The 22,707-nt window shown below is 59.0% G+C and carries 19 protein-coding genes and 1 tRNA gene; 14 read left to right on the forward strand and 6 right to left on the reverse strand.

Annotation, left to right across the window (positions count from 1 at the left end; genetic code table 11):
• Nucleotides 1-154 precede the first annotated feature (154 nt).
• The 5 genes from HS103_07315 (at nucleotide 155) to HS103_07335 (ending at nucleotide 4,860) form a co-directional block, all read left to right on the forward strand.
• Nucleotides 155-1,123: an alcohol dehydrogenase catalytic domain-containing protein gene (locus HS103_07315; GenBank protein MBE7512608.1), complete on the forward strand. Its 969-nt coding sequence runs from the start codon at nucleotides 155-157 to the stop codon at nucleotides 1,121-1,123.
• Between the two features lie 119 nt (nucleotides 1,124-1,242).
• Nucleotides 1,243-1,530: an Asp-tRNA(Asn)/Glu-tRNA(Gln) amidotransferase subunit GatC gene (gene gatC, locus HS103_07320; GenBank protein MBE7512609.1), complete on the forward strand. Its 288-nt coding sequence runs from the start codon at nucleotides 1,243-1,245 to the stop codon at nucleotides 1,528-1,530.
• A gap of 23 nt (nucleotides 1,531-1,553) precedes the next feature.
• The gene (locus HS103_07325; GenBank protein MBE7512610.1) at nucleotides 1,554-2,393 is read left to right on the forward strand and encodes a response regulator transcription factor; all 840 of its coding nucleotides are present in this window, start codon (nucleotides 1,554-1,556) and stop codon (nucleotides 2,391-2,393) included.
• A gap of 356 nt (nucleotides 2,394-2,749) precedes the next feature.
• The gene (pdxT, locus tag HS103_07330; GenBank protein MBE7512611.1) at nucleotides 2,750-3,331 is read left to right on the forward strand and encodes a pyridoxal 5'-phosphate synthase glutaminase subunit PdxT; all 582 of its coding nucleotides are present in this window, start codon (nucleotides 2,750-2,752) and stop codon (nucleotides 3,329-3,331) included.
• 416 nt (nucleotides 3,332-3,747) lie between these two features.
• Entirely contained in the window at nucleotides 3,748-4,860 is a 1,113-nt protein-coding gene (locus HS103_07335) for a glycosyltransferase family 4 protein (GenBank protein MBE7512612.1), read from the forward strand.
• Here the strand turns inward: HS103_07335 and HS103_07340 are convergent.
• The gene (locus HS103_07340) at nucleotides 4,850-6,115 is read right to left on the reverse strand and encodes a hypothetical protein (GenBank protein ID MBE7512613.1); all 1,266 of its coding nucleotides are present in this window, start codon (nucleotides 6,113-6,115) and stop codon (nucleotides 4,850-4,852) included. The two genes, HS103_07335 and HS103_07340, sit on opposite strands and share 11 nt — an antisense overlap.
• A gap of 104 nt (nucleotides 6,116-6,219) precedes the next feature.
• Between HS103_07340 and HS103_07345 the strand changes: the two genes are divergently transcribed.
• Together HS103_07345 and alr are read left to right on the forward strand one after the other, a co-directional pair.
• Entirely contained in the window at nucleotides 6,220-6,909 is a 690-nt protein-coding gene (locus HS103_07345; protein ID MBE7512614.1) for a hypothetical protein, read from the forward strand.
• Nucleotides 6,910-7,348: 439 nt separating this feature from the next.
• Complete coding sequence (gene alr, locus HS103_07350; protein MBE7512615.1) at nucleotides 7,349-9,907, forward strand: alanine racemase; 2,559 nt, start codon at nucleotides 7,349-7,351, stop codon at nucleotides 9,905-9,907.
• 82 nt (nucleotides 9,908-9,989) lie between these two features.
• Here alr and HS103_07355 read toward each other — a convergent pair.
• Nucleotides 9,990-10,062 (reverse strand) — tRNA-Ala (locus HS103_07355).
• Between the two features lie 182 nt (nucleotides 10,063-10,244).
• On the opposite strand from HS103_07355, the gene HS103_07360 reads away from it, so the two are divergent.
• From HS103_07360 to HS103_07385, 6 genes are all read left to right on the forward strand, one after another.
• Complete coding sequence (locus HS103_07360) at nucleotides 10,245-10,802, forward strand: sigma-70 family RNA polymerase sigma factor (protein MBE7512616.1); 558 nt, start codon at nucleotides 10,245-10,247, stop codon at nucleotides 10,800-10,802.
• 310 nt (nucleotides 10,803-11,112) lie between these two features.
• On the forward strand, nucleotides 11,113-12,213 hold the full coding sequence (locus tag HS103_07365; GenBank protein MBE7512617.1) for a glycerol-3-phosphate dehydrogenase: 1,101 nt from the start codon (nucleotides 11,113-11,115) through the stop codon (nucleotides 12,211-12,213).
• Nucleotides 12,214-12,455: 242 nt separating this feature from the next.
• Nucleotides 12,456-13,469: a thiamine pyrophosphate-dependent dehydrogenase E1 component subunit alpha gene (locus tag HS103_07370; protein ID MBE7512618.1), complete on the forward strand. Its 1,014-nt coding sequence runs from the start codon at nucleotides 12,456-12,458 to the stop codon at nucleotides 13,467-13,469.
• Nucleotides 13,462-14,490, forward strand: a complete 1,029-nt coding sequence (locus tag HS103_07375; protein ID MBE7512619.1) for an alpha-ketoacid dehydrogenase subunit beta — start codon at nucleotides 13,462-13,464, stop codon at nucleotides 14,488-14,490. Before HS103_07370 ends, HS103_07375 begins: the two co-directional genes overlap by 8 nt.
• A 2-nt stretch (nucleotides 14,491-14,492) precedes the next feature.
• Complete coding sequence (locus HS103_07380; protein ID MBE7512620.1) at nucleotides 14,493-15,809, forward strand: 2-oxo acid dehydrogenase subunit E2; 1,317 nt, start codon at nucleotides 14,493-14,495, stop codon at nucleotides 15,807-15,809.
• A gap of 240 nt (nucleotides 15,810-16,049) precedes the next feature.
• The gene (locus HS103_07385) at nucleotides 16,050-16,700 is read left to right on the forward strand and encodes a hypothetical protein (protein MBE7512621.1); all 651 of its coding nucleotides are present in this window, start codon (nucleotides 16,050-16,052) and stop codon (nucleotides 16,698-16,700) included.
• Here the strand turns inward: HS103_07385 and HS103_07390 are convergent.
• Complete coding sequence (locus HS103_07390) at nucleotides 16,689-17,642, reverse strand: site-specific DNA-methyltransferase (protein ID MBE7512622.1); 954 nt, start codon at nucleotides 17,640-17,642, stop codon at nucleotides 16,689-16,691. The two genes, HS103_07385 and HS103_07390, sit on opposite strands and share 12 nt — an antisense overlap.
• 828 nt (nucleotides 17,643-18,470) lie before the next feature.
• On the opposite strand from HS103_07390, the gene HS103_07395 reads away from it, so the two are divergent.
• Complete coding sequence (locus HS103_07395; GenBank protein ID MBE7512623.1) at nucleotides 18,471-19,361, forward strand: hypothetical protein; 891 nt, start codon at nucleotides 18,471-18,473, stop codon at nucleotides 19,359-19,361.
• Nucleotides 19,362-19,498: 137 nt separating this feature from the next.
• Here HS103_07395 and HS103_07400 read toward each other — a convergent pair whose 3' ends face one another.
• The 3 genes from HS103_07400 to HS103_07410 all read right to left on the reverse strand — a co-directional run bounded on the left by HS103_07400 (nucleotide 19,499) and on the right by HS103_07410 (nucleotide 22,705).
• Nucleotides 19,499-19,810 (reverse strand): NHLP leader peptide family natural product precursor, encoded by a 312-nt coding sequence (locus HS103_07400; GenBank protein ID MBE7512624.1) that lies wholly within the window; start codon nucleotides 19,808-19,810, stop codon nucleotides 19,499-19,501.
• A 155-nt stretch (nucleotides 19,811-19,965) separates the two neighbouring features.
• Nucleotides 19,966-20,265, reverse strand: a complete 300-nt coding sequence (locus HS103_07405; GenBank protein ID MBE7512625.1) for an NHLP leader peptide family natural product precursor — start codon at nucleotides 20,263-20,265, stop codon at nucleotides 19,966-19,968.
• A 118-nt stretch (nucleotides 20,266-20,383) separates the two neighbouring features.
• The gene (locus HS103_07410) at nucleotides 20,384-22,705 is read right to left on the reverse strand and encodes an ABC transporter ATP-binding protein (protein ID MBE7512626.1); all 2,322 of its coding nucleotides are present in this window, start codon (nucleotides 22,703-22,705) and stop codon (nucleotides 20,384-20,386) included.
• Nucleotides 22,706-22,707 lie beyond the last annotated feature (2 nt).

Raw genomic sequence — 22,707 nt, forward strand, 5'->3', positions numbered from 1 at the left:
TAAAGGCAAAAAGCCGCATCCTCTATGCGTCTTTCAGCCGCAACAGGGTGATCATTCCTAGCACGGCGGCTTCAGCTCCGTGCCTCCACCCCCGCACCCGCAACCTCCCTTTACAAGGTACACTACGGACACCGCACAGGGAGATATACCGCCTATGGACGCCCTCCGTTTTGATCATGCCCTCCGCGTGGTGGGCGATGAACCACTGCCCACACCCGCCCCCGATGAGGCGCTCATCCGCCTTCGCTTGGCGGGCATTTGCCATACCGACCTCGAACTCACACGGGGGTACATGGGCTTTCAGGGGATTCTAGGACATGAATTTGTTGGGGAATTAGCCGCGCCAGCGGGGGACTTTCCCGCTGGGCAGCGCGTTGTGGGCGAGATCAATGTCGCCTGTGAGCGCTGTCCCTATTGCGCAGCGGGGATGGGCAGCCAATGCCCCCACCGCGTCACGATGGGCATAGATCGCTATCCGGGGGCGTTTGCCGAAGTCCTCCGCTTGCCCATCCGCAACCTACACGCTGTCCCCGCCGCTGTCCCCGACGAGGTGGCAGTTTTTGCTGAGCCGCTTGCCGCCGCCTTTCAAGCGCTTGCCATGCAGCCGATTCGTCCCGCAGATCGGGTTATTGTGCTTGGGGCGGGAAAGCTCGGCTTGCTCACCGCGCAGGTTGTCCGGCTGACAGGCTGCGATCTGAGCGTCCTTGCCCGCCAACCGCGCCCCTTAGCGCTGCTAAGGCAGTGGGGAATCCCCGCGCTAGATGGCAATGATCAGGGTTGGTTGGCTGCTTATGAGCGTCATTCGGCGCAGGTCGTGATCGACTGCACCGGATCGGCAGAGGGGTTCGCCCTCGCCCTTGACCTGTGCCGTCCACGCGGGACGATCCTTCTGAAAAGCACCTATGCGGGCGTGCCTAGCGCCGACCTCACCCGGATTGTCATTGATGAACTGCGCATTGTTGGCAGTCGCTGTGGGGACTTTCCCGCCGCGCTGCGGGCGATGGCAGCGGGGCTGATCGACGTGACCAGTTTGATTGAGGCACGCTACCCGCTGCGGGAGGCGCTGCGGGCATTTGATCACGCCGCCGGACGGGGCGTCTTGAAGGTGCTGTTGACGCCCTAAGTAAGCCCACAGCCGCGTTCGATTGCGAGACTCCCGTGATGAGTGATCCATTGCGCAACTTGCCCCTTCCGCGCTAAGATCAGGGGCGATCATCGACACAACCCACGAGGAGCAGACCCGTGAGCCTTAGCCGCGACCAAGTGATGCAGATTGCTGAACTGGCGAAACTTACGCTCAGCGAAGACGACCTTAATCAATATGCGGGGCAGCTTTCCGCCATTTTGGACTATTCCGCCCGCTTAGATGCGCTGAACACGGCGGATATTCCCCCTACGGCGTCTGTCTTGCCGCTGGAAAATGTGTTTCGTGACGATCAAATCGTCCCCTCCCTCCCGCGTGAGAAGGCGTTGGCAAACGCCCCGAGTGCGCTTGAGGGGCAGTTTCGTGTGAATGCCGTTCTAGATTAAGCGCCGGAGGCGAAAGATCGTCCATGTCGAAGAAACGACTCCTGTTGATCGAAGATGATTTCGACGTGTCGGAAATGCTGTTGGCGTATTTCTCGGCGCAAGGCTACGACATGATCCACGCCCAAAATGGGAGCGAGGGGGTATCCCTTGCGCGGGCAAAATCGCCCAACCTGATTCTGTTGGATGTCATGCTGCCCGATATGGATGGCTTTGATGTCTGCCGCCAACTGCGCGGAACGCTGCTGACGAAGCATATCCCGATCACCTTTCTGACGCAGCGTGACCGCCGCGCCGATAAAGTTGCCGGTCTGGAATTGGGCGCGGATGATTACATTACAAAACCTTTTGATATAGATGAGCTAAAATTGCGGGTGGCTGCCCAACTTCGCCGTGCGGGGCGGGAATCGATCCAAGATGCGATCACCGGACTGCCCACCAACGAGGTGATCGATGAGGTCTATAACGCCCTCCAAATGCGCGACGGCTGGACGCACCTCCGCCTCGAAATTTACGGGTTCAACGCCTTTCGCAGCAATTACGGCTTTTTGTCTGCCGATGATGTCTTGGGCTTCACTGGGACAACCCTCCGCGAAGGGGTGATCCAGTACGGCACGCCGGAAGATTTTGTCGGCAAGCGCACCGAGACAAAATACACCGTGTTCACCTTTAGCCCCGATCCAGCGGTGCTGATGAAGGCGCTCCAGACGACCTTTACCGAGGGCGTCAAACGCTTTTACACTTTCAGCGACGTTCAGCAGGGCTATATTGTGATCAACGAGGCGCGGGACGACGAGCAGCACATCCCGCTGATGCGGCTTGGCGGCGAGATTGTCAAAGAGGCGTCACCCTTCGCCCCACGTTAAAGTGCTGACAAGAAAGAGAACTTACGCAGTTGAACCTATTTACCCTATAGTTATGGAAAGGGGACGTTTGAGGGGGAAGCCCCCTCAAAAAATAGATTCCCCCTTCTCCCACTGGGAGAGCGGGTACACGCCGAAGGCGGGTCGCAGGGGATGAGGGCAACGGTGTAACGTCTAAAGGACTATTGCAGTACCCTCACTGGTTGGACTGCAACCAGCCTTCTTACAAGAAGGACGGGCGTCGTTCGTTTCCCTTGATCGCCACCGCCTGCCCATCACCACGTATATCGCCATAAGCGGGGCTGTCAACCACTGAGGGTCAATCTCGTTGAAAAATGCTGTAAGGATAGTCTGTCATGATCAAGGTAGGTGTCTTGGCGCTGCAAGGGGATTTCCGCGAACATGCGGCGATGCTCCGTCAGGTGGGGGCAGAGCCGCTGGAAGTGCGCACGCCGGCTCATCTGGCGCAGGTGGCGGGCTTGATTATGCCCGGCGGCGAAAGTACAACGATGGCAAAGGTGGCAAAGGCAAGCGGCATTTTTGAGCCGCTGCGGGCGTTTTGCGCCACCCACCCCACGTGGGGAACGTGCGCCGGCGCGATCCTCCTTGCCACCGAGATTGACGGCGAACCGCCCCATCTTGCCCTAATGGCGATGCGCGTCCTTCGTAATGCCTTTGGGCGGCAGATCGACAGTTTCACCGCCGACCTGACCGTGAAAGGACTCAGCGGCGATCCGCTGCGGGCGGTTTTTATCCGCGCCCCAATCATTGATTCCGTTGGGGCGGGGGTGGAGGTCTTATCGCGCTTGGACGATGGGCGGATTGTCGCCGCACGGCAGGGACATTTGCTGGCGACATCCTTTCACCCCGAACTGACCCCCGATACGCGGATGCACGGCTATTTCTTCGACATGGTGCGCGGGGCGCGTTTGGTGGTCTAAGTGAGGGGCGCAGCGTAGGGACGCCCCCTGCGGCGTCCGTCCATCGCCGATGATGATCGCCCGCCGCTAAAGTAGCGGGCTAAGAATAACCACCCCTACGGGGCTTGGAAGGCAACTCACACCATGTTGTATTCAAGCCCCAACGGGGGGATCAGCCTTAGTACGGGCGTTTTAACCCCGCTCCATGTGCGTTCGCTTGCGTCCGCCTTCATCTGACGTGGTAGAATCACCCCTACAGTATTTTTCAAGGAGATTGACCCCTGAGTGGTTGACAGCCCCGCTTATGGCGATATACTTACCGATGGGCAGGCGGTAGTGATGAAGGGTAGCCGAACGACGCCCGTCCTTCTTGTAAGAAGGCTGGTTGTAGTCCAACCAGTGAGGGTACTGCAATAGAGCTTACGGCGTGGCTGAACATGCCTGCCTTCTATCATCACGATCTCTTTAGCGCCCTGCGCGATCTCGGTGCGGACGTTCAGGTGATTTACGCCCGTGCGTTGATCGCGCAGCGGGTGGCGCTTGGGTGGCAGCCGCCGCCGATGGACACCCTCCCCCAACGGACGCTCACCCCCCACGCGCCGATACGCGATGCGCTCCGTGAGGTATGGCGTTTGCGCCATGAGCGAACGCGCTGGCATTTTGTCCATGCCATGTGGGGAGAGCGTTCGTTCATGGTCGCCTTGTTATTCATGCGGGCGCTTGGCTTGCCCACCATTCAATATTGCGAAGCGCCTAACCCACACCTGCGGCGCTCCCCGCTGAAGCGGACGGCGAAGGCACTCTATGCGCACCTCATCGGGCGCTTGCCCGGCGCGTATATGTTCACCGTTGCCGAACCCGCCCTTGCTCTTTACCCCACCTTTGGCTACCCCGTCGATCACCTCTATCCGCTCGCCTATCACCGCCGCGCCCGCCCCCTTCCCAATGGGGAAAAGTCGTCAGGCGTTGAGATCGTTTTCGCCGGACAATTGATCGAACGGAAGGGCGTTGATATCCTGATTCAGGCGATACGCCCGCTCTTTGCTGAATTTCCCGCCCTGCGTTTGACACTCATCGGCAGCGGGGGAGATCGGGAGGCACTCGAGCGTCTTGCCGCAGATTCGCCAGCAATCACCTTCACCGGCGCGCTCCCTTACGACCAGATTGAAGGGCGGATAGCCGCCGCGCGGCTGTTCGTGTTGCCCTCGCGGTGGGATGGGTGGGGGCTGGTCGTCAATGAAGCGCTCTCCGTTGGCGTTCCCGTCCTATGCTCCGATCAATGTGGGGCGGCGGCGGTCATTCGTCGTGGGGTAAACGGGGATATCTTTCCGGCAGAAAATGTCATGGCGCTGCGTGAGCGCCTGCGCGAGTTTCTGAGCCACCCGCAACAGTGGACGGCAATGAGCGCCGCCGCCCGCGCCACTAGCGAAACCCTCAGCGCAGAGCAGTCCGCCGCTTATATGATGCGCGTTTTCCAACACCTAAAAGAGCAGCACCCGACAAAACCCACCCCACCCTGGATAGAGGCGGGGGAGGGGGTCAGGGGGTGAGGGGGGTGGGCGTTGGGGTACGCATCGTGATGATGACCTCTACCGTTTCCGTCAAAATGCGCACATCCTCTGGCTTGATCTCTGCCTGACTGATCGAGGCTTGCAGCGTGACGGTATGCGTTCCTGCCGTCAGACCCGAAAGGGGGGCAAAAACCCGTATATCGTCAGCGGCTAGACCGTTCACTGCCGTCTGCGCACCGGTGACGATCACCCTGACGCGCTCCGGGGTAAAACTGATCGCGTAATCGGCGGGGTCTAAACCCTGCGCCACCACTGGAATTTCGGCAAATTCACGGCTCAACATAACCGGCTCGATGACGACGGTCACCGTGATGTCTGTTGGGTCGGGCATGACGATCCCTTCCGGCAGCACCACCTTGACGACTTGGCTAAAGGTTTCCCGCCGCCCGCTGAGGTCAATTGGCTCGGTGGGGGCGACACCCTTTAGGGCGGCAATGGCGGCGGGATCGCCCCGCACAAAAATGCGCAGCGGCTGCCATGAATAATTGGGGCGAAGGTAGCCTGGGCGAAGCGTCCCCGGTATAAACTGCGGATCGACGGTTAGTTCGGTCACATCTGCCCGCTGGCGGACGGTGACTTCAACCGTCACTTCGGGGGGGATCAGTTCCACCTCGGTGACGGGCTTGTTGTCCTGATCAAGGGCAATGAGCGGGACGCTTTTGGTGAACGAGAGGCGCTGATCGACCAAGCTGACCCGCGCTTGGACGCTGTGAACCTGATCGACCTTCGCCTTAGCCCCTGCGACGCGCACGGCAGCTTGGGCGGGCTGCGCCGCTGCCGTATAGCCAACGGGCGCTTCGGAGGTGAAAAAGACGGCAACATTGGCGATCTTTTCGCCGCGTGCGGCAAGCTCTACGGTGATCTGTTCGGGTTGGATGCGCGTGATTGTGCCGCCGCTCAGCCCCTTGATTATCCCGACGAGGGGGACGGTATGGACGCCCTCCCCCAACCCTCTGAGATCGGCGCTCAGGCGGAGATCGTCGCGCTGGACATTGCCCCAAAAGGACGTTAAGGCGCGAAGGGTGACAGTGGCGCTGCTGTGGGAACGGGTGACGGTGATGAATCCGGCATCGGGGGTCAGCGCAATGGGGATCGCCTCCCCAAAGCGCGACTCCCTGACGGGGTTTTGGGTTGCGCTGGCAGCATACCAGACAATGAGCGCCACCATCAGCGATGCCGCTGCCCAACCGAGATGATCGAGGATTGTCCGTACCCAAGAGCGCCGTTTTGACATAGCTGAATTGTGCCACAGGTTGGGATGGTAGTACAATCGCTACTCATGAGACGTTTTGAAATCACACCACAGGCTATGCTATGAAACGAAGGAGTCACGCACCAATGCGCCTACGAGGAATTACTATCCTTGCTTTTGCCCTCGCTATTTTTGTGCCGCTGTTGGGAGCGCCCACGCCGGCTCAGGCAAACATTGCCAGTCTGACGCTGCACCGCCGTTCGTGCAATGTCGTCTCTGTGTACCTTGCCTATGATGGCTTTGCCGGCGGCGGCAGCGCCCCCTATTATGCCGTTTTTGCCGCCGACCTTGACGGAAACGGCGTCTTTGGCGAGACAGGCGAGCCAAAGGTATTCAAGCAGGTGAAGCGGAACGGGCAGCCCCTTTTGGTGAATGCCCGCTTGTACTTCAAGGCGCGGGAAGGCAGCACGATTGCCGTCACCGCCTATGAAATTGACAGCACCGGCACGTATAGCTCTGGGCAGTTAGCACCGGTGAGCTATGAATGTACGAATCGCCCCGTCCTTTCGCCCCTTCCGGCGGATACAACCCTGCGCATTCCGGGCGTGGCGGTGACGGCAAAGATCATCCTTGAAAAAGTCGATCTCTACAGCGAGCCGACCACCGAGAGCATTTTCTTGGGCGGGGTGGGCATTGGGCAGGTCTTTGATGTCCGCGCCTTGAACACGCGGGGCGATTGGGCGCTCATAGACGTGGGCGGCGGCAAACAAGGCTGGATCATGTGGCAATATCAAGCCTACTTGCTGGGACCGTATCAATCCTTGCCGCGACGTTAACGCGAAACGGGGCGGGGTCAGGCGGACGCCCCAAGGGGTGTCCCTACGTGTGCGGGTGAGGAATACCCCCCCGTTGGGGCTTAAAGAAGGGTGCGCTGTGCTGCCTTTCAAGCCCCGTAGGGGTGGCTGCTTTCAGCCCGCTGCTTTAGCGGCGGGCGACGGGGCGAAAACGGGTAGGCGACCACATAGGGTCGCCCCTACGGGGTGCGGGGAAACACATGGCGCGGGGTTAAAACGCCCGCGCTAGGACTAATCACCCCGTTGGGGCTTAAAGAAGGGTGCGCTGTGCTGCCTTTCAAGCCCCGTAGGGGTGGCTGCTTTCAGCCCGCTGCTTTAGCGGCGGGCGGGATACTCTCTCCCCGCCTTGCGGGAGAGGGGACGGGGGTGAACGTCTCTTAGCAACAACGACATAAACGATCATGGTGGCGGCGTAGCGGATGTGATCAACCTTTACGATATTCTTGAAGCTGGCGATGGGCAGCTTTTTGGCGATGTGGCGGCTGTCCTCTTTCCCGATTTTTGTTACGATTCCCGCCGTGTGAAGCCCGGTGAGTTGTTCGTTGCCGTGCGTACCGAGCGCGGGGACGGTCACGGCTACATTCGGGAGGCGCTAGAGGGCGGCGCACAGGGCATTATGTGCCAGCGCCCGCCCGATTTCGACACAACGGGCTTGACGGTGATCGTCATGCGCGATGTGGAGACGGCGCTGCTGCGGTGGGCAGAGGTCATGCTGCGCAAACACGGGACGACGGTTATTGCCGTCACGGGGAGCGCCGGAAAATCGACCACGAAAGAGATGATCGCCGCCATTCTCGGCACGCGCTACAACGTCTTTCGCAGTCCGGGGAGCTACAACGGCGCCTTTGGCTTGCCGCTGGCGCTTGGCAAGCTCAGCGCCGATCATAAGATTGCCGTCTTGGAGTTCGGGGCAGATCACTATGGGGAGGTTGGGCGGCTGGTGGAGGTGACTAAGCCGTTGGTCGGCGTGGTCACGAATATTCAGCATGCCTACACAGATCGGCTCACCTCGTTGGATGTGATCAGCACCGAACACGCCGCCCTGATCGAATCGCTGAGCGCCAGCGGCTTGGCGATCCTCAACTACGATGATGATCGCGTCCGGCGGATGGGCGGGCGAACGAAAAGCAGCGTGATGACCTATGGGCTTGACCTTGACGGGCGCACTTTCGGGGCTGACCTCATCGCCTTCAACCTCGTCATGGCGCGGGATAAGGTCGGCTTTGATCTGCGCTTTGACCGCAACCGCTTGTTAGGAAAGTGGATTCCCTTCTTGGGGATGCACCACCTCTACAACGCCCTTGCCGCGCTTTTGGTGGGGACTGCCTACGACATTGCCCTTGATGAGGGGCTGCGGGCGCTGACGGAGATGAGTCCGCTGCCGGGGCGGATGCGTCCCCTTGAGGGGCGGGGCGGGGCGCTGCTGGTCGATGACACGGTGAACGCCAACCCGGAAACATGCCTCGCCGCCCTTGATTGGCTGGATGCCATGCGCGAGGCGAAGGGGGCGGGACGGTTCATCTGCATTTTTGGCGATCTCGATGACTTGGGCGGCTACACAACGCCGGGGCACCGTGCCATTGGGCGGCGGGCGGCAGAGGTTGCCGATGAACTGATCACCAAAGGCGAGACGGCGGCGCTCATTGGGCGGGCAGCGCTCGATCATGGCATGGAGAAACGCCGCGTGCGGATCACCTTCAGCGCTGAAGATGCCGCCAATGCGGTGGGCGACCTTCGCCCCGATGATGTCGTCTTGATCAAAGGCAGCCCCTCGGCGCGGATGGAGATGGTCACCAACCACCTTTTGATCAAGGCGCGGGATGCCGATCAGTTGGTGCGGCAAGAACCCGCCTACAACACGGTGTGGTTGGATCGTCCCACCCGCCCAACATGGATTGAGGTCGATAAGGGGGCGATTGCCGGAAATGTCCGCCGCGTGAGGCAGATCATCGGGGATAAGGTGGGACTCATGGCGGTGATCAAGGCGAACGCCTACGGGCATGGCGCGGTTGCCGTCGCCAGCACCGCCCTGAACAACGGGGCAACATACCTCGGCGTTGCCAGTGTGAACGAGGCAATCGACCTGCGCGAAGCTGCCCTTGACGTGCCGATCCTCGTCTTGGGCTATACCCCCATTTGGGCGGTGCGCCAAGCCCTGCGCTATAACCTGACGCTGTGCCTCTACGATGCCGAACTCGCCCGCGCCTATGACCGTGTGGCGCGGGAGATGAACGCCGCCTTGCGCGTCCATGTCAAGGTGGATACGGGGATGACGCGGCTCGGCTTGCTGCCAGAAGAAGTGATGCCCTTTTTCCGCACCCTGAAACCCCTTACCAACCTTGAGGTGGAAGGGATGTTCACCCATTTTGCCGCCTCGGAGAGCATCCCCAATTACACGCGGGGGCAGTTGAGCACGTTTGAGGCGTTGATCGCCCCGCTGCGGGCGTCCGGCTTCCGCTTCAAGTACCTCCATGCGGCAAATACGGCGGCGGCGCTGACACTCCCCGAAACGCGGTTGGATATGGTGCGGGTGGGAATCGGGCTGTACGGCTTGAACCCCGCCCCCGATGCACCGCTGCCCGATGGCTTTCGTCCGGCACTCTCGTGGAAAACGACGCTTGCCCAAGTGAAACAAATTCCATCGGGGACGTATGTCGGCTATGGCAGCACCTACCGCACACGCGGCACAGAACGCATCGCCGTGATTCCGGTGGGCTATGCCGATGGCTTCCGCCGCGCCCCGCGCACCTTTGGCGAGGTGCTGGTCGGTGGCAAACGTGCCGCGATCATCGGGCGGGTAAGCATGGACATGACAATGATCAATGTGACCGATATTGCCGATGTCCAGATTGGGGATGAGGTCGTCTTGATCGGGCGGCAGGGCGAGCAGAAGATCACCGCGGAGGATGTGGCAAAGGCGTTGGATACCAGCGTCTATGAGGTCGTTAGCACGATTTTGGCGCGTGTGCCGCGCCTGTAGGGTGTCTTCGCACCGCACCCCGCCCAATAAAAAAAGCGGTCAACGGGGTATCCTGTTGACCGCTTCTGGTTTGTTCCTTCAGTGGACGTGGGGGGATTCGAACCCCCGACCTCTACAGTGCGATTGTAGCGCTCTCCCAGCTGAGCCACACGCCCAAACCATCCAATGCAATTGGATGGCGTGTATTATAATCGAGCCAAAGCGGACCGTCAAGCGCCTATCCCTTATCCCTATCTATCTTTCTGTTGGGGAAATCCCTCCTTCCTGCTAAATTCCGTGTACACTAGAGAGACTCCTCACGGGGGATGGGTCGGCAGCACCTCAACAAGGATCAGTTGTGGATCGTAAGCGCGAGCGGGCGCTCATTCAAGCGGCACAGGCGGGCGACAAACGGGCGTTCACCCTACTTTACCGCGCCTATGTCGATAAAATCTACCGCTACATCCTTTACCGCGTCACCACCCCCGAAACCGCCGAAGACCTGACCTCCGAAGTCTTTTTGCGGATGGTCGAAGGGCTGCCCACCTATGAAGATCGCGCCATTCCCTTGTTGGTGTGGCTTTACCGGATTGCTCACGCCCGCGTGGTTGATTACTACCGCCGCACCAAGCGAGGGCGCGACGACGAGGACATTGATTCGGTTGAGATTGGCACAGACCCCGACCTTGACGCGCCGCTAACCGCCGCCTACGAGAGCGCCCATCTTCAACAGGCGCTGTTGACGCTCACCGATGGGCAAAAACAAGTGATCGTCCTCCGCTTTGTGGAGGGCTTTAACCTTGAGAATACGGCGAAAATCATGGGCAAAACGGTGGACGCGGTGAAGGCGATGCAGTACCGCGCCCTCCAAGCGCTGGCGCAGGCGCTGCGGGCGCAAGGCTTTAATGCTGAGTGAGGGGGTAGGGCATGAGATGGGCATGAAGGGGGGGCAAAGGCACGATGAGGCGCGAACGCCCCTACGGGGTGTGGGGAAACACCTAGGGCGTGGTTAAAACACCCGCGCTAGGGATAACCACCTCTGCGAGGCTTGGAAAGACAGACCATTCTGAGGGACTTTCTTGCCTTTCAAGCCCCGTAGGGGTGGTCAGGCTTAGCCCGCTGCTTTAGCGGCGGGCGACGGGCGGGCGCGGCGCATCCCTACACGGCGCAGTGTGTTATAGGCTGAGGGGGAATTACCCCTGAGGCAAGGCAAAAGGTAGGACACTGTGACGGTTATCACTATTCTGGGCGCGGGCGTGATGGGAACGGCGCTGGGCTTCCCCGCCAGCGATAACGGGCATGAGGTGCGCTTGGTTGGCACAGACCACGACGCCGAAATCATTGAGGCATGTCAAAAAGGGAGACTCCATCCGCGTTTGCACCGGGCGCTTCCGGCGGGGGTGACGCCCTTCTTCAACGGCGACCTCCCGACGGCAATGGCGGGCGCTGAAATCGTCGTCGTTGGCGTCAGTTCACGCGGCGTCCATTGGGCGGCTGAGCAGCTCAGCCCGTACATCCGTCCCGGACACATCCTGCTCATGGTGACGAAAGGGATGGAAAGCACCGCCGATGGACGGCTGCAACTGCTGCCCGATGTCCTGCGGGAGCGCCTGCCCGCCGCCGTCCGCGATCAGGTTCACTATGCCTGTATCGGCGGTCCGTCCATCGCCGGAGAACTTGCCGGGCGCCGCCCTACCGCCGTCGTCTTTGCCTCGCGAGAGGCGTCCATTTTGCCCCGCCTACAGGCGATCTTCAGCACGCCCTATTATCACATTTGGACATCCACCGATCTCGTTGGGGTGGAAGTCTGTGTGGCGATGAAGAACCCTTACGCCCTAGCCGTAGGCTTGGCGGCGGGCGTTTTGGAGCGGGTGGAAAAGTACACCCCAGACGCGGCGGGGGCGGGAATGCACAATTACGGGGCGGCGGTCTTTGCGCAAGGCTTGGCAGAGACGGCGCAGCTTGTTCAGGCGTTGGGCGGCGGGCTGGAAACCGTGTTCAGTCTCCCCGGCGCGGGCGATCTGTATGTCACCACGCAAGGCGGACGAAACGCCCGCATGGGGCGCTTGCTTGGCTTGGGCTTGCCCTACAGCGAGGCGGTGGAGGAAATGCCCAACGAGACGGTAGAAGGCGTTGATGCCGTCCTCGCCATGATGCCCGCGATTGAGGCGATGACGCAGCGCGGCGAACTGCCGCCGGATGCTCTCCCTCTGCTGCGCGAACTTCACCGCATCGTCACCCGCAGTACCGCCATTGATTTCGATTTTGAGGCGTTTTTCAGTAGACTCTCCCTAACACCGCCCAAGCGACAACGGATGGAGTCGTAACGATGACGAGCGAATCTATAATCCTCTACTCCGTGAACAAATCAACCGTTTGCTGTAATCCATTCAGCATTTCTCAAGGAGATTGACCCCTTAATGGTTGACAGCCCCACGTATCACGATAGACTTACCAATGGGTTAAGCGGTGGTGATCACGGGGTAAACAAACGACGCCCGCCCTTCTTGTAAGAAAACTGGTTGCAGCCCAACCAGTGAGGGTACTGCAAAAAGAAAGACACCCCATCATGACTCTACCGCTCACCCCCGCCATGATCCGCCGCTACCATGAGGTGATCGAATCCCTCGGACCAGAGGCGCTTAAGGCGATGCTCCACACCATGCACACCATCCGCGCCTTTGAAGAACGCGCCGAGAGCCTTTACGCGCTTGGAAAGGTTCACGGGACGATGCATCTCAGCATCGGTCAAGAAGCGACGGCTGTTGGCGCATCCAGCGCCATGCAAGACGGCGATTATCTCTTAAACCACCATCGGGGGCATGGGCATTGCCTTGCTTGGGGGTCAGACGTAAAGCGCATGATGTCCGAATTCATGGGCAAAGAGACGGGCTATTGTCGCGGGCGCGGCGGCAGTATGCACATTGCCGATGTGGAGGCGAACAACCTCGGCGCGAATGGAATCGTGGCGGGCGGCGTGCCAATTGCCGTTGGCGTTGGGCTGAGCATCACGATGCGCAAGACACGCCAAGTGTGCCTTGTCATTTTTGGCGATGGCGCGGCGAACGAGGGCGCCTTTCACGAATCGCTGAACATGGCGTCCATCTGGAAACTGCCGATTATCTACCTGTGCGAGAACAACCAATACGCCATGTCGATGCCGGTGGCGAAGGCGTTCAACATCCCGGAGATCAGCCGCCGTGCCGATGCCTACGGGCTGCCCGGCGTCACTGTCGATGGCAACGACGTGCTGGCGGTCTACGAGGCGGTTCAGATCGCGGCGGAACGCGCCCGTCGCGGGGAGGGCGCCTCGCTGATCGAATCGCGCACCTACCGTTACAAGGGTCACTCCAAAAGCGACAAACAGGCATACCGCACCCGCGAGGAAGTCCGCGATTGGCAAGAGAACCGCGACCCGATCACCCACTTTTCGGCGTTCCTCGTCATGGCGGGGATTCTGAACGAGGCAGAGGCGGCGGCGTTCCGCGATGAGGCACAGCGCACGATTGACGGGGCGGTAGCCTTCAGCGACGCCAGCCCCGACCCCGACCCCGCCTCGATCATGGAGGGCGTTTATGCCTGAGGTGAACGGGCAGAACAGGGCGGAGGGCGCGGCGCTCCGCGAACTGACCTATGCCGAGGCGCTCCGCGAGGGGCTGCGGCAGATGATGGCAGCAGATTCCCGCGTCTTTGTCATTGGCGAGGATGTCGGCGTCTATGGCGGGGCGTTCGGCGTCACAGCGGGCTTGCTGGAAGAATTCGGGGCGGGGCGCGTCATTGATACGCCAATCAGCGAGGCGGGCATTGCCGGCGCGTGCGTTGGCGCGGCGCTCACGGGGATGCGTCCGGTGGGGGAAATTCAATTCATGGATTTCGTCACCCTGAGCATGGAACAACTCGTCCTCCAAGCGGCGAAGGTGCGCTTTATGTTTGGCGGCAAGGCAAGCGTGCCGATGGTCTTGCGGATGCCCGGCGGCAGCGGCACAGGGGCGGCGGCGCAGCACAGCGAGAGCCTTGAAAATTGGTTTGTCCATGTGCCCGGGTTGAAGGTCGTCATGCCTAGCACCCCCTACGAGGCAAAGGGCTTGCTAAAGGCAGCCGTTGAGGACGATAACCCGGTCATTTTTGTCGAACACAAGCTGCTTTACAAAACGAAAGGGCATGTCCCCGAAGCGCCCTACACGATTCCGCTGAGCCAAACGAAGGTGGTGCGCGAAGGTCGCCAGGTGACGGTGGTCGCCACCTCCATGATGGTGCTGCGGGCGTTGGCGGCGGCGGAACAGCTTGCCAAAGAAGGCATTGACCTAGAGGTGATTGACCCGCGCACGCTAAAACCCTTAGACGATGTGCCGATCATTGCCTCGGTGAAGAAAACGGGGCGGGCGCTCGTCGTTCATGAGGCGGTGGAGATGGGCGGCTTTGGCGGGGAGATTGTGGCGCGGATTGCCGGCAGCGAGGCGTTCGATTATCTCGAAGCGCCGATCAAGCGCCTTGCCGGGCTGGATATTCCCATCCCCTATAACCGCGAGTTGGAGTACCACACCGTCCCCCAAGTAGAAAGCATCGTCCGTGAGGCACGAAAATTGGCGCGTGGAGCATATTGATCATGCCCCTTCCGATCATCCTTCCCAAGTTTGGGTTCACCCTTGAGACGGCGGAGATCGTCCGCTGGCTGGTTGTTGAAGGGGATGCCGTCCGCGCTGGCGACCCGCTCTGCGAGGTGACCACCGACAAGGTGAATATGGAGGTAGAAGCGCCCGAAGCGGGGACGGTCTACGCCTTTCAATACCCGCAGGGGGCGGTTGTCCCCGTGACGGCGGTGATTTGTTACCTAGCGCGTCCCGGAGAGGCAGCCCTTGCTCCGCCGCCCGCTGAAGGGATCGATCAGCCCGTTGCCGAGGCGCTTTCGACGGGCGATTACCCCAACCCCATGCCCCAAAGCGCGGTAACGCCCTTAGCGAAGCGAGTTGCCGAGGCGCACGGCGTTGATCTGACCGGCGTGCAAGGGTCGGGGCGACAAGGGCGGATCACCCGCCGCGATGTGGAGGGGGGCATTGCCAGTGGAAAGGTTCGCGCCACACCTGCCGCCCGCCGCCTCGCCCGCGAGCAGAACATCGATCTTGCCGAAATTGCCCACAGAGGGGGGACGGGCGTCCGAGGGCGCGTACAGGGGGCGGATGTGCAGCGCTATGTCGACGCTGCCGCGCAAAGCAGCGCAGTACAGAACAGCCTCCAGAACGGCGGGGCAATCCGCGAGGTGAAGATCGCCGGAATGCGGCGGACGATTGCCAATCGCCTCCAAAAGAGTTTTCAGACGGCGCCCCATGTTTTCTTTGATGCGCAGATCGCCATGAACGGCATTGAGACTCTGCGGGCGACGCTCAAAGGGCGCGGCGAAAAACTCTCGGTGACGGCAATCATCATGAAAGCCTGTGCCTCGGCGCTGCTGCGTCACCCCTATCTGAACGCGACGACGGACGGCGAGACGATTTTCCTGCACTCCACCGCGAACATCGGCATGGCGGTGGCGGTGGAGGGCGGCTTGGTCGTCCCCGTGATTCCGCACGTAGAGGGTTGTTCGCTGCGCGAGGTGCAAGCGCGGATCGATGCGCTGACCGAACGCGCCCGCACGAACACGCTGCACCTGAATGATGTCCGTGAGGGGACATTCACGGTGAGCAACTTGGGGATGTATGGGGTGGATCGCTTCACGGCGATCATCAATCCGCCGCAGGTGGCCATTTTAGCCGTCGGACGGACGCAGCGCCTGTTTGCGCCGGATGAGCGCGATCAGCCCGTCTTGAAATCGTTCCTGATGGTGACGCTCTCGGTGGATCATCGGGTCGTTGATGGGGCGGTGGCGGCGCAGTTTCTCAGCGATTTACGCGGCGTCTTGGAAACGCCCGCGCTGCTGGCGTGGTGAGCGAAACATGCCCCGCCGCAGAGACGCCGCTAACGCAGCAGCCTAAGGGGAACTGCCCCGACAGAGCTTGAAAGGCAAAAGACATTACCCCTCGGTCTCCTTTCTCCGTCTGCGGGAAAAGGGGAGGGGCGATAGGTTGTTTGAAATACATTCTACACAACCGGTTTGTCAAAGACCCTGAATGACGGACTTGTTGAGGCTGAAATCAGATGGTTTTACGTTACCATCGGAATAACATCTATGGCAGACAACACAGCCCTTCCTCAACTACCTGACCCAGCGGGGTTCAATCCTTACGCCGAATTACCCTACGGATGCACCCCCGAACACATCAGATTGGCAATGAACGAATTCATCGACTTCTTGTCTTTTGTGAATCAACAACTGGCAACAAAGGATATTCCACGCCTAGAAACAATGCTCATGCCCGCCAATTTTAGCAGTATGGTCGGCGAATTTGTTATTGCCAGCATTCCGAAATACTGCCCAACCCTTGCCAAAAATCGCTACCACAATGGTCATCCTGACCTGATTCCTGTCGGGCGTTTTCCCAAGAACCGTGTGCAATACACAACGGAAGGAATTGAAGTCAAAGCCTCGCGTTACGTGCGGTCATGGCAAGGTCACAACCCAGAGGCTGTGTGGCTGATGGTGATCGTTTTTGAGAGCAATAGAGCGAGTGATAGTGATGAGGCAGACGAAGGTACGGCGGCAGTGGTCATACCCTTTAGGTTCTTGATGGTTGCTGGCGCTCAATTGGAAAAAGAGGATTGGAAATTCGCGGGACGGTCAGCTACCAGCCGTCGGACAATTACAGCCAGTGTAGCTGACTCCGGCTATCAAAAAATGATGCTGAACTGGATTTACAAAGCTCCTCGGTTAAGGAAATAAAGAGGACTGGTATGCGGAGCCTTTGAAGGACGATTGAAGTTTCGTTAGTTTGGGAATTGCCGCTAGGCTCATCTGATAGTAGTCTGTGTGTCGTTCTACCCCTACACACGACAACCCCATAGATTCCCCGGCGGCAATGGTCGCTCCAGAACCCATGAATGGGTCGGCAAGAATACCTTGTCCGAGGGGGAGGGCGGCATAAACGATTTGGCGTAGGAAGGATTGCGGCTTCAAACTGGGGTGATTGGCAATATCCCGTTCCTTTTGTGGTGTGCGTTCACTCGGAATGACATCGCTAAACGGTCTACCGTCAGGGGTGCGCCGCAAACCGCCAGTGCCGAAGTCCCGCAGGCAATCGCTCACCCGCATTCCGGGGAGAAGGGGTTTACGAAACAAGCCCCATGGCTCGAATGCGCCCCGTGGCAGTGAGGATACATCGGGAAATTCTTCTTCGGCATTCTTAGGGCGGTCTCCGCCGCGCAGAGTCTGCACCAGACGGATAATCTCTCCCCGAAATTCAAGATTGCTCTCGATCAACGCGCCAAAGACAAGCTGGGAGAGGAAGGCATTGCTTGCCAAAAAGAGATGACCACCGGGCAGCAGCGCTCGCCTTGCCAATGTCCCCCAGTCGGTAAAAAATGCTTTTAAGGTTGCCCGTTCTTTCGGATTAAGGGCGGTGAAACGTGGCAAAGGAGAGCGCTCATGACCATCGAACGATGGGGGAATGCGCCAAATGCCGCCTTGCCCTTTTTCCCGTTTGGTAAGCTGCTCGGCTTGGTACTCTTTGACTCCATAAGGTGGATCAGTCACGATGGCGTGTAAACTGTTTTCTGGGATGGTTTGCAGCCATGCCAGACAGTCGCCATGAATCACTATGGAGCGCCCGATCCGTGTTGATGGGAACTGCTCACCAAAGCGGTCTATCGACTCTATCGGCTGCATGATTTCACCCAATTCCATCCCCATCAGCTTGGTCGTACTGATCTCCTGACTATTATACAGGAACTGAGCGTTATCAGGCGCTGCTGGCGTGGTAAGCGAAACATGCCCCGCCGCAGAGACGCCGCTAACGCAGGGGGCTCAAGTTAGCCATCTCTGCGGGGCTAGTCAACCATCAAGAAGGTAACCATAGAAAGAGACAGCCCTCATCCCCCCTAACCCCCTTCTCCCTGTGGGAGCAGGGGGAATCACGTCTTTGAGGGGGCTTCCCCCTCACCCCCTCGTCCGCAGCGTTTCGCTCCTTTCCCTGTGTACGGGGAAAGGAGCGGGGGATAGGGGTTCTTTAAAAATTTTCTTGACGAACTACTAGGGGAAACGAGGGTTACCATGGATGTTCTAACGCTATTGCCGTACCCTCACTGGTTGGGCGGCAACCATCCTTCTTACAAGAAGGGCGGACGTCGTTCGTTTATCCCCTGATCACCACCCCCTAGCCCATCGGTAACTATATCGTGATAAGCGGGGCTGCCAACCACTAAGGGGTCGATCTCCTTGAAAAATGCTGTAGGAGCTTTGTGATGACCTTTCTGACGATCTACTAAGCGACTATCGCCATAGAATAGACCGTTTCTCTAAATGAATGAACATTCAGTCTCTTACATGTTGTAAGAGACTGAAGCCACTTGACACCTATTGAGGCAGGGTAAGTCCCTCACTCACCACTTTGCCGCAGGGCAAAAACAGCCAGAACAGTGACCGATCTATTGACAATACCTTTTAATATACTTATTATTTAAGTGTACTTGATTTTTAAGTGATCTGAGGTGTTTCATGAGTCATCCAATCCCTACAGACGCCATCGATGGTAGCCACATCAGACGTGAATGGCATGAAAACACATGGTACTATGGGGTTGTGGATATCTTGATGGTTTTGCTCGATGCGGATCAAAAACGCGCTCAAAACTACTATCATGTCCTTAAAGGGCGTCTAAAGCGCGAGGGCAATGTCTCTCTCACAGGTTCTAAGCGGTTAAAGCTGCTTGCCAGCGACGGAAAGCGTTATTTGACGGATGTGATGAATGCGGAACAAGTTTTACGCTTGATTCAGTCTGTGCCGTCGCCCAAAGTCGAGCCACTAAAACTATGGTTAGCACACATTGGGGCTGAACGGTTTGAGGAGCAAGATGACCCAGAATTAGGATTGTTTCGCTCCTTAGACAGGACGATTGCGGAGTATCAGGCGAAGGGGAAACCAGACAGTTGGATTGTCTACCGTGTGGAAGGAATCATCACACGTAAACGGTTTGTCGAGGCGTTGAGCCAAGCCGTTCTTAGTGCGCCCCCCTCTATGTACGCACAAACGACGGAGCGGATGTATCGCGGGCTTTGGGATCGCACGACCATTCAATTGCGTAACGAGTTAGAAATCTCCCCAAAAGAAAACCCACGCGATCATTTTGGGAAGTACGCCCTTATGTATACGCGCCTTGCCGAAGAGTTGGCGGCAGAAAAACTTGTTGATGCCGAAACTGTATCCCTTTCAACAGCGATGGATATTGTCTGGCAGGTAGCAAAATTGTTTGGTGCCCAGGCGAAGCAATTGAGCGAAAACGTGGGCTATGATTTGGTGACGGAGAAACCTTTACTGCCCAAACCCTTATCCACAAAGGGGACATCTGATCTGCCAGCAAGCGCCAAGCCCAAAAAATCCTTGAAGTAAGAGGCGTCACGAAGCCTGGCTAGCGTCCTTGTCGTCTGCCCTCACTCCCCTGCCCCCAAACGCGACGAGCCGCGCATCCTTGCGGACACGCGGCGCGTAGAACAGCGAACAACGCGGAAACCGAGCGGGTTAGGGGATTAGCCCGTGCAGACGCATGTCCAGCTTTGAACATTCGCGCAACGCCCGCGATTACCGCCCGCCACGTTCTCCAATTGATCATCGGAGAGTTCGTCGCTGCCGCTTTCCGCGGCGGGCATGTGAGGGATCACCAAATAAAAGGTGTCGGCAGACTCCTCAACGATCTTGATATTTACGCCATCTGGGATGTGCCAGCCCGTCTCCGAAGCGACGGCTGCCGCCGGATTTGCCATGAGTTCGGCGCGATAAGCGGAATCTTTCTTAGCGCGACCCACAACCTTCTCTTCACCTTCACGACGTGCGTCAGACATGGGGAGCCTCCGTGTAACCTACTGTGTAAACCGACCACTTGCTATGAGAAAACTGACCTTTTTCGTTGAATTGCCCCGCTTGCCCGATGGGTGTCCCCATATGGGGCAAGCGTGCAACGCTGTGATGCCTTGGTCTGTAGACTGCTGCCCAGAGCTTAGCCCGTGCAGACACACGTCCACGTCTGGATATTCGAGCAGCGCGTCCGCGACCCACCCGCCACATCTTCTAGCTGTTCATCACCGAGTTCCGAGCCTTCACTGCTGAAGGGGATGACAAGGTAGAACGTGTCGGCGCTTTCTTCGACCACTTTCACCGTGACGTTATCTGGGATTTGCCAGCCCGTCTCGGCGGCGACTGCGGCTTTCGGATTGCTCATCAGTTGGCTGCGGAATGCCGCATCCTTCTTCGCACGCTCAACAACCTTCGTCTCACCGGTGTAGCGATTGTCAGACATTGTTACTCTCTCCTGAACTGCTTGTGTGTTCCCGAACGTTGAACATAGGATACAGGGGATTTTGTCTCATGTCGTCCCTTTTTGTCTCTAAGCTGTTGCAATGTGTCTCTAAAGAGTCTCATTTCGTCTCTGGAACGGGAGACTCTGGATCGCTTTCGGGGTGAATGCCCGCCATGAGCAAGCCCAGTTGTTCGCGGGTTGCCCCTTCGCTTGGCACAATGGCGATGATTTGCCCCTTGTACATGACGGCAATCCGATCCGAAAGCGCCATGATCTCATCCAACTCGGCAGAGACGAGCAAGACGGCGGCGCCGGCATCGCGCTGGCGGATGATCTGGTTGTGGATGAACTCAATCGAGCCGACATCAATGCCCCGCGTCGGTTGGGAGGCGATCAGCAGGCGCGGCTGGCGGCTGAATTCCCGCGCCACGACCATTTTTTGTTGGTTGCCGCCGGAAAGACTGCCCCCTTTCGTTTCCGGGGAGGGCGTCCGAATATCGAATTCCTCGATCAATTCTTGGGCGGTGTCGTGGACGGCGGCGGCGTTCACCGTCAGCCCGCCCATTGTTGAGACGGCAGCCGTCTTAAGCCAGCGCCGAAGAACGCCCAAGAGAGCAATACTCCCTCGGTGGGCAGCCAATACCCCAAGCAGCGCCGCCACCAGCGAAACGCCCATCGCCAGCAGGAAGGGTGGAATCTCGCGGCGGTTATCCAGTTCGGAAAGGCGCAGGGCGTTCACCAAAAGGGCATAGAGCGGCGTCCAGAGGACGGTGAACAGGGCAAAGAAGATCAGCGCAAAAGTAGCCCCATACACGGCGACAGCGGCGGGTATCTCGCGCAGATCGGGAAACACGGCGAAGGGCGTTTTAAAGTAGTTGTTCAGAACAAGGTTATCGGCAACGGAGAAGGGTTTTACCATCCCGTAGCGGTGGCGGTCTTCGGGGACATGGGCAGTATCGGCAAGCATCAGGGCGCGGGGACTTTGGATCGGTATCAGCACGCCGTTGATCGTCACCGTCCCACTCAGTGGTTTACGAAGCCCGGTGAGCGCCTCTACGAATTCGGTCTGCCCGTTGCCCTGCACGCCAGCAATGCCGAGGACTTCCCCCCCCCGCACCGTGAAGGAAACCTCTTTCACCGCCGTCGTCCCCCGCTCATCTTGGGCGCTGATCCCCGCCACAACGAGGACGGGATCGGCGGGTTGGGCGGGCTGCTTGTTCACCTTTAGCAGCACCTCCCGCCCAACCATCATCGCCGCAAGGGAGGCTTCCGTCATGCTGGCGGGAGCTGCCGCCCCCATGACCCGCCCCCCGCGCATGACGACAATGTGATCGGCAATGGCGAACACCTCCTTCAGCTTGTGGGTGATGAAGATGATCGAAACGCCCTTCGCCGCAAGGTCTTTCATAATGCGGAACAGTTCGCGCCCCTCTTGCGGGGTAAGAACTGCCGTCGGCTCATCAAGGATCAGAATTTCCGCCTTGCGGTAGAGCGCTTTCACAATCTCCACGCGCTGCTGAATACCCACCGGAAGTTTCTCTATCGTCGCGTCGGGGTCTACTTCGAGGTTGAATTGTTTGGAAATCTCCCGCACGCGGCGGGCGGTGCGCCGGCGGTTTAGGCGGTTCAGCACCGTCCCAAACCAATCGAGGATAGCACTGACCGCCATATCCATGACGGAGCGGTGGGCGCTGTACTCCAGTTTCAACGTCCGCCCGTGCCATGTTCGGCGGGCGTGGCGGTAAAGCCAGACCATCGTCAGCGCCCCGCCCACCGCCCCAAGCACCAGCGGCAGCCAGACGAGGATCGTCGTCAGGACGGGGTGGCTTTGGTAATACTCACCGAGGGCAAGGCTTGCCTTCTCGAAAAGCTCTAGGCGCTGGAAACGCCGCTGCCCAAAATCGGGGTTGTTCGGAAGGTAAATGCCAAAATTCAAGAGAAACAAAAACAGGATATAGCCAAGCCCCACGCCAACGAGCGCTGCCAAAAAAGGCGTCACCACCCGCCACAGCGCCCCCCACATAAGGCGCACCGCGCCGGCAAAGGCGGTTTCATCGGGCGGGGGGGCATCCTCTTGCCCGCTCACCGTCTTTTCCTCCCCCAAGACGACGTTTTCGGCAACGGTCATCACCGGAATCAGTTGAAAGTGCTGATGGACCATCCCAATTCCGCTGTGGATTGCCTCGCGGGGGCTGGCAAACTTCACCTCCCGCTCCTTTAAGAGGATTTGCCCTTCGTCGGGATGGTACAAGCCATAGATGATGTTCATTAACGTGCTTTTACCCGCGCCGTTCTCGCCAAGAAGCGCCAAAATCTCCCCCTTGTGAAGTTTTAGGCTGACATCTTGGTTGGCAATGACGCCGGGGAAGCGTTTCGTGACGCCCGCCACCTCAAGGACGATCTCACGGGTGTCGGGGGGGGTTGGTTGTGTCGTTGTCATGA

This window comes from Anaerolineales bacterium, from assembly GCA_015075625.1.
Classification (GTDB): domain Bacteria; phylum Chloroflexota; class Anaerolineae; order Aggregatilineales; family UBA2796; genus UBA2796.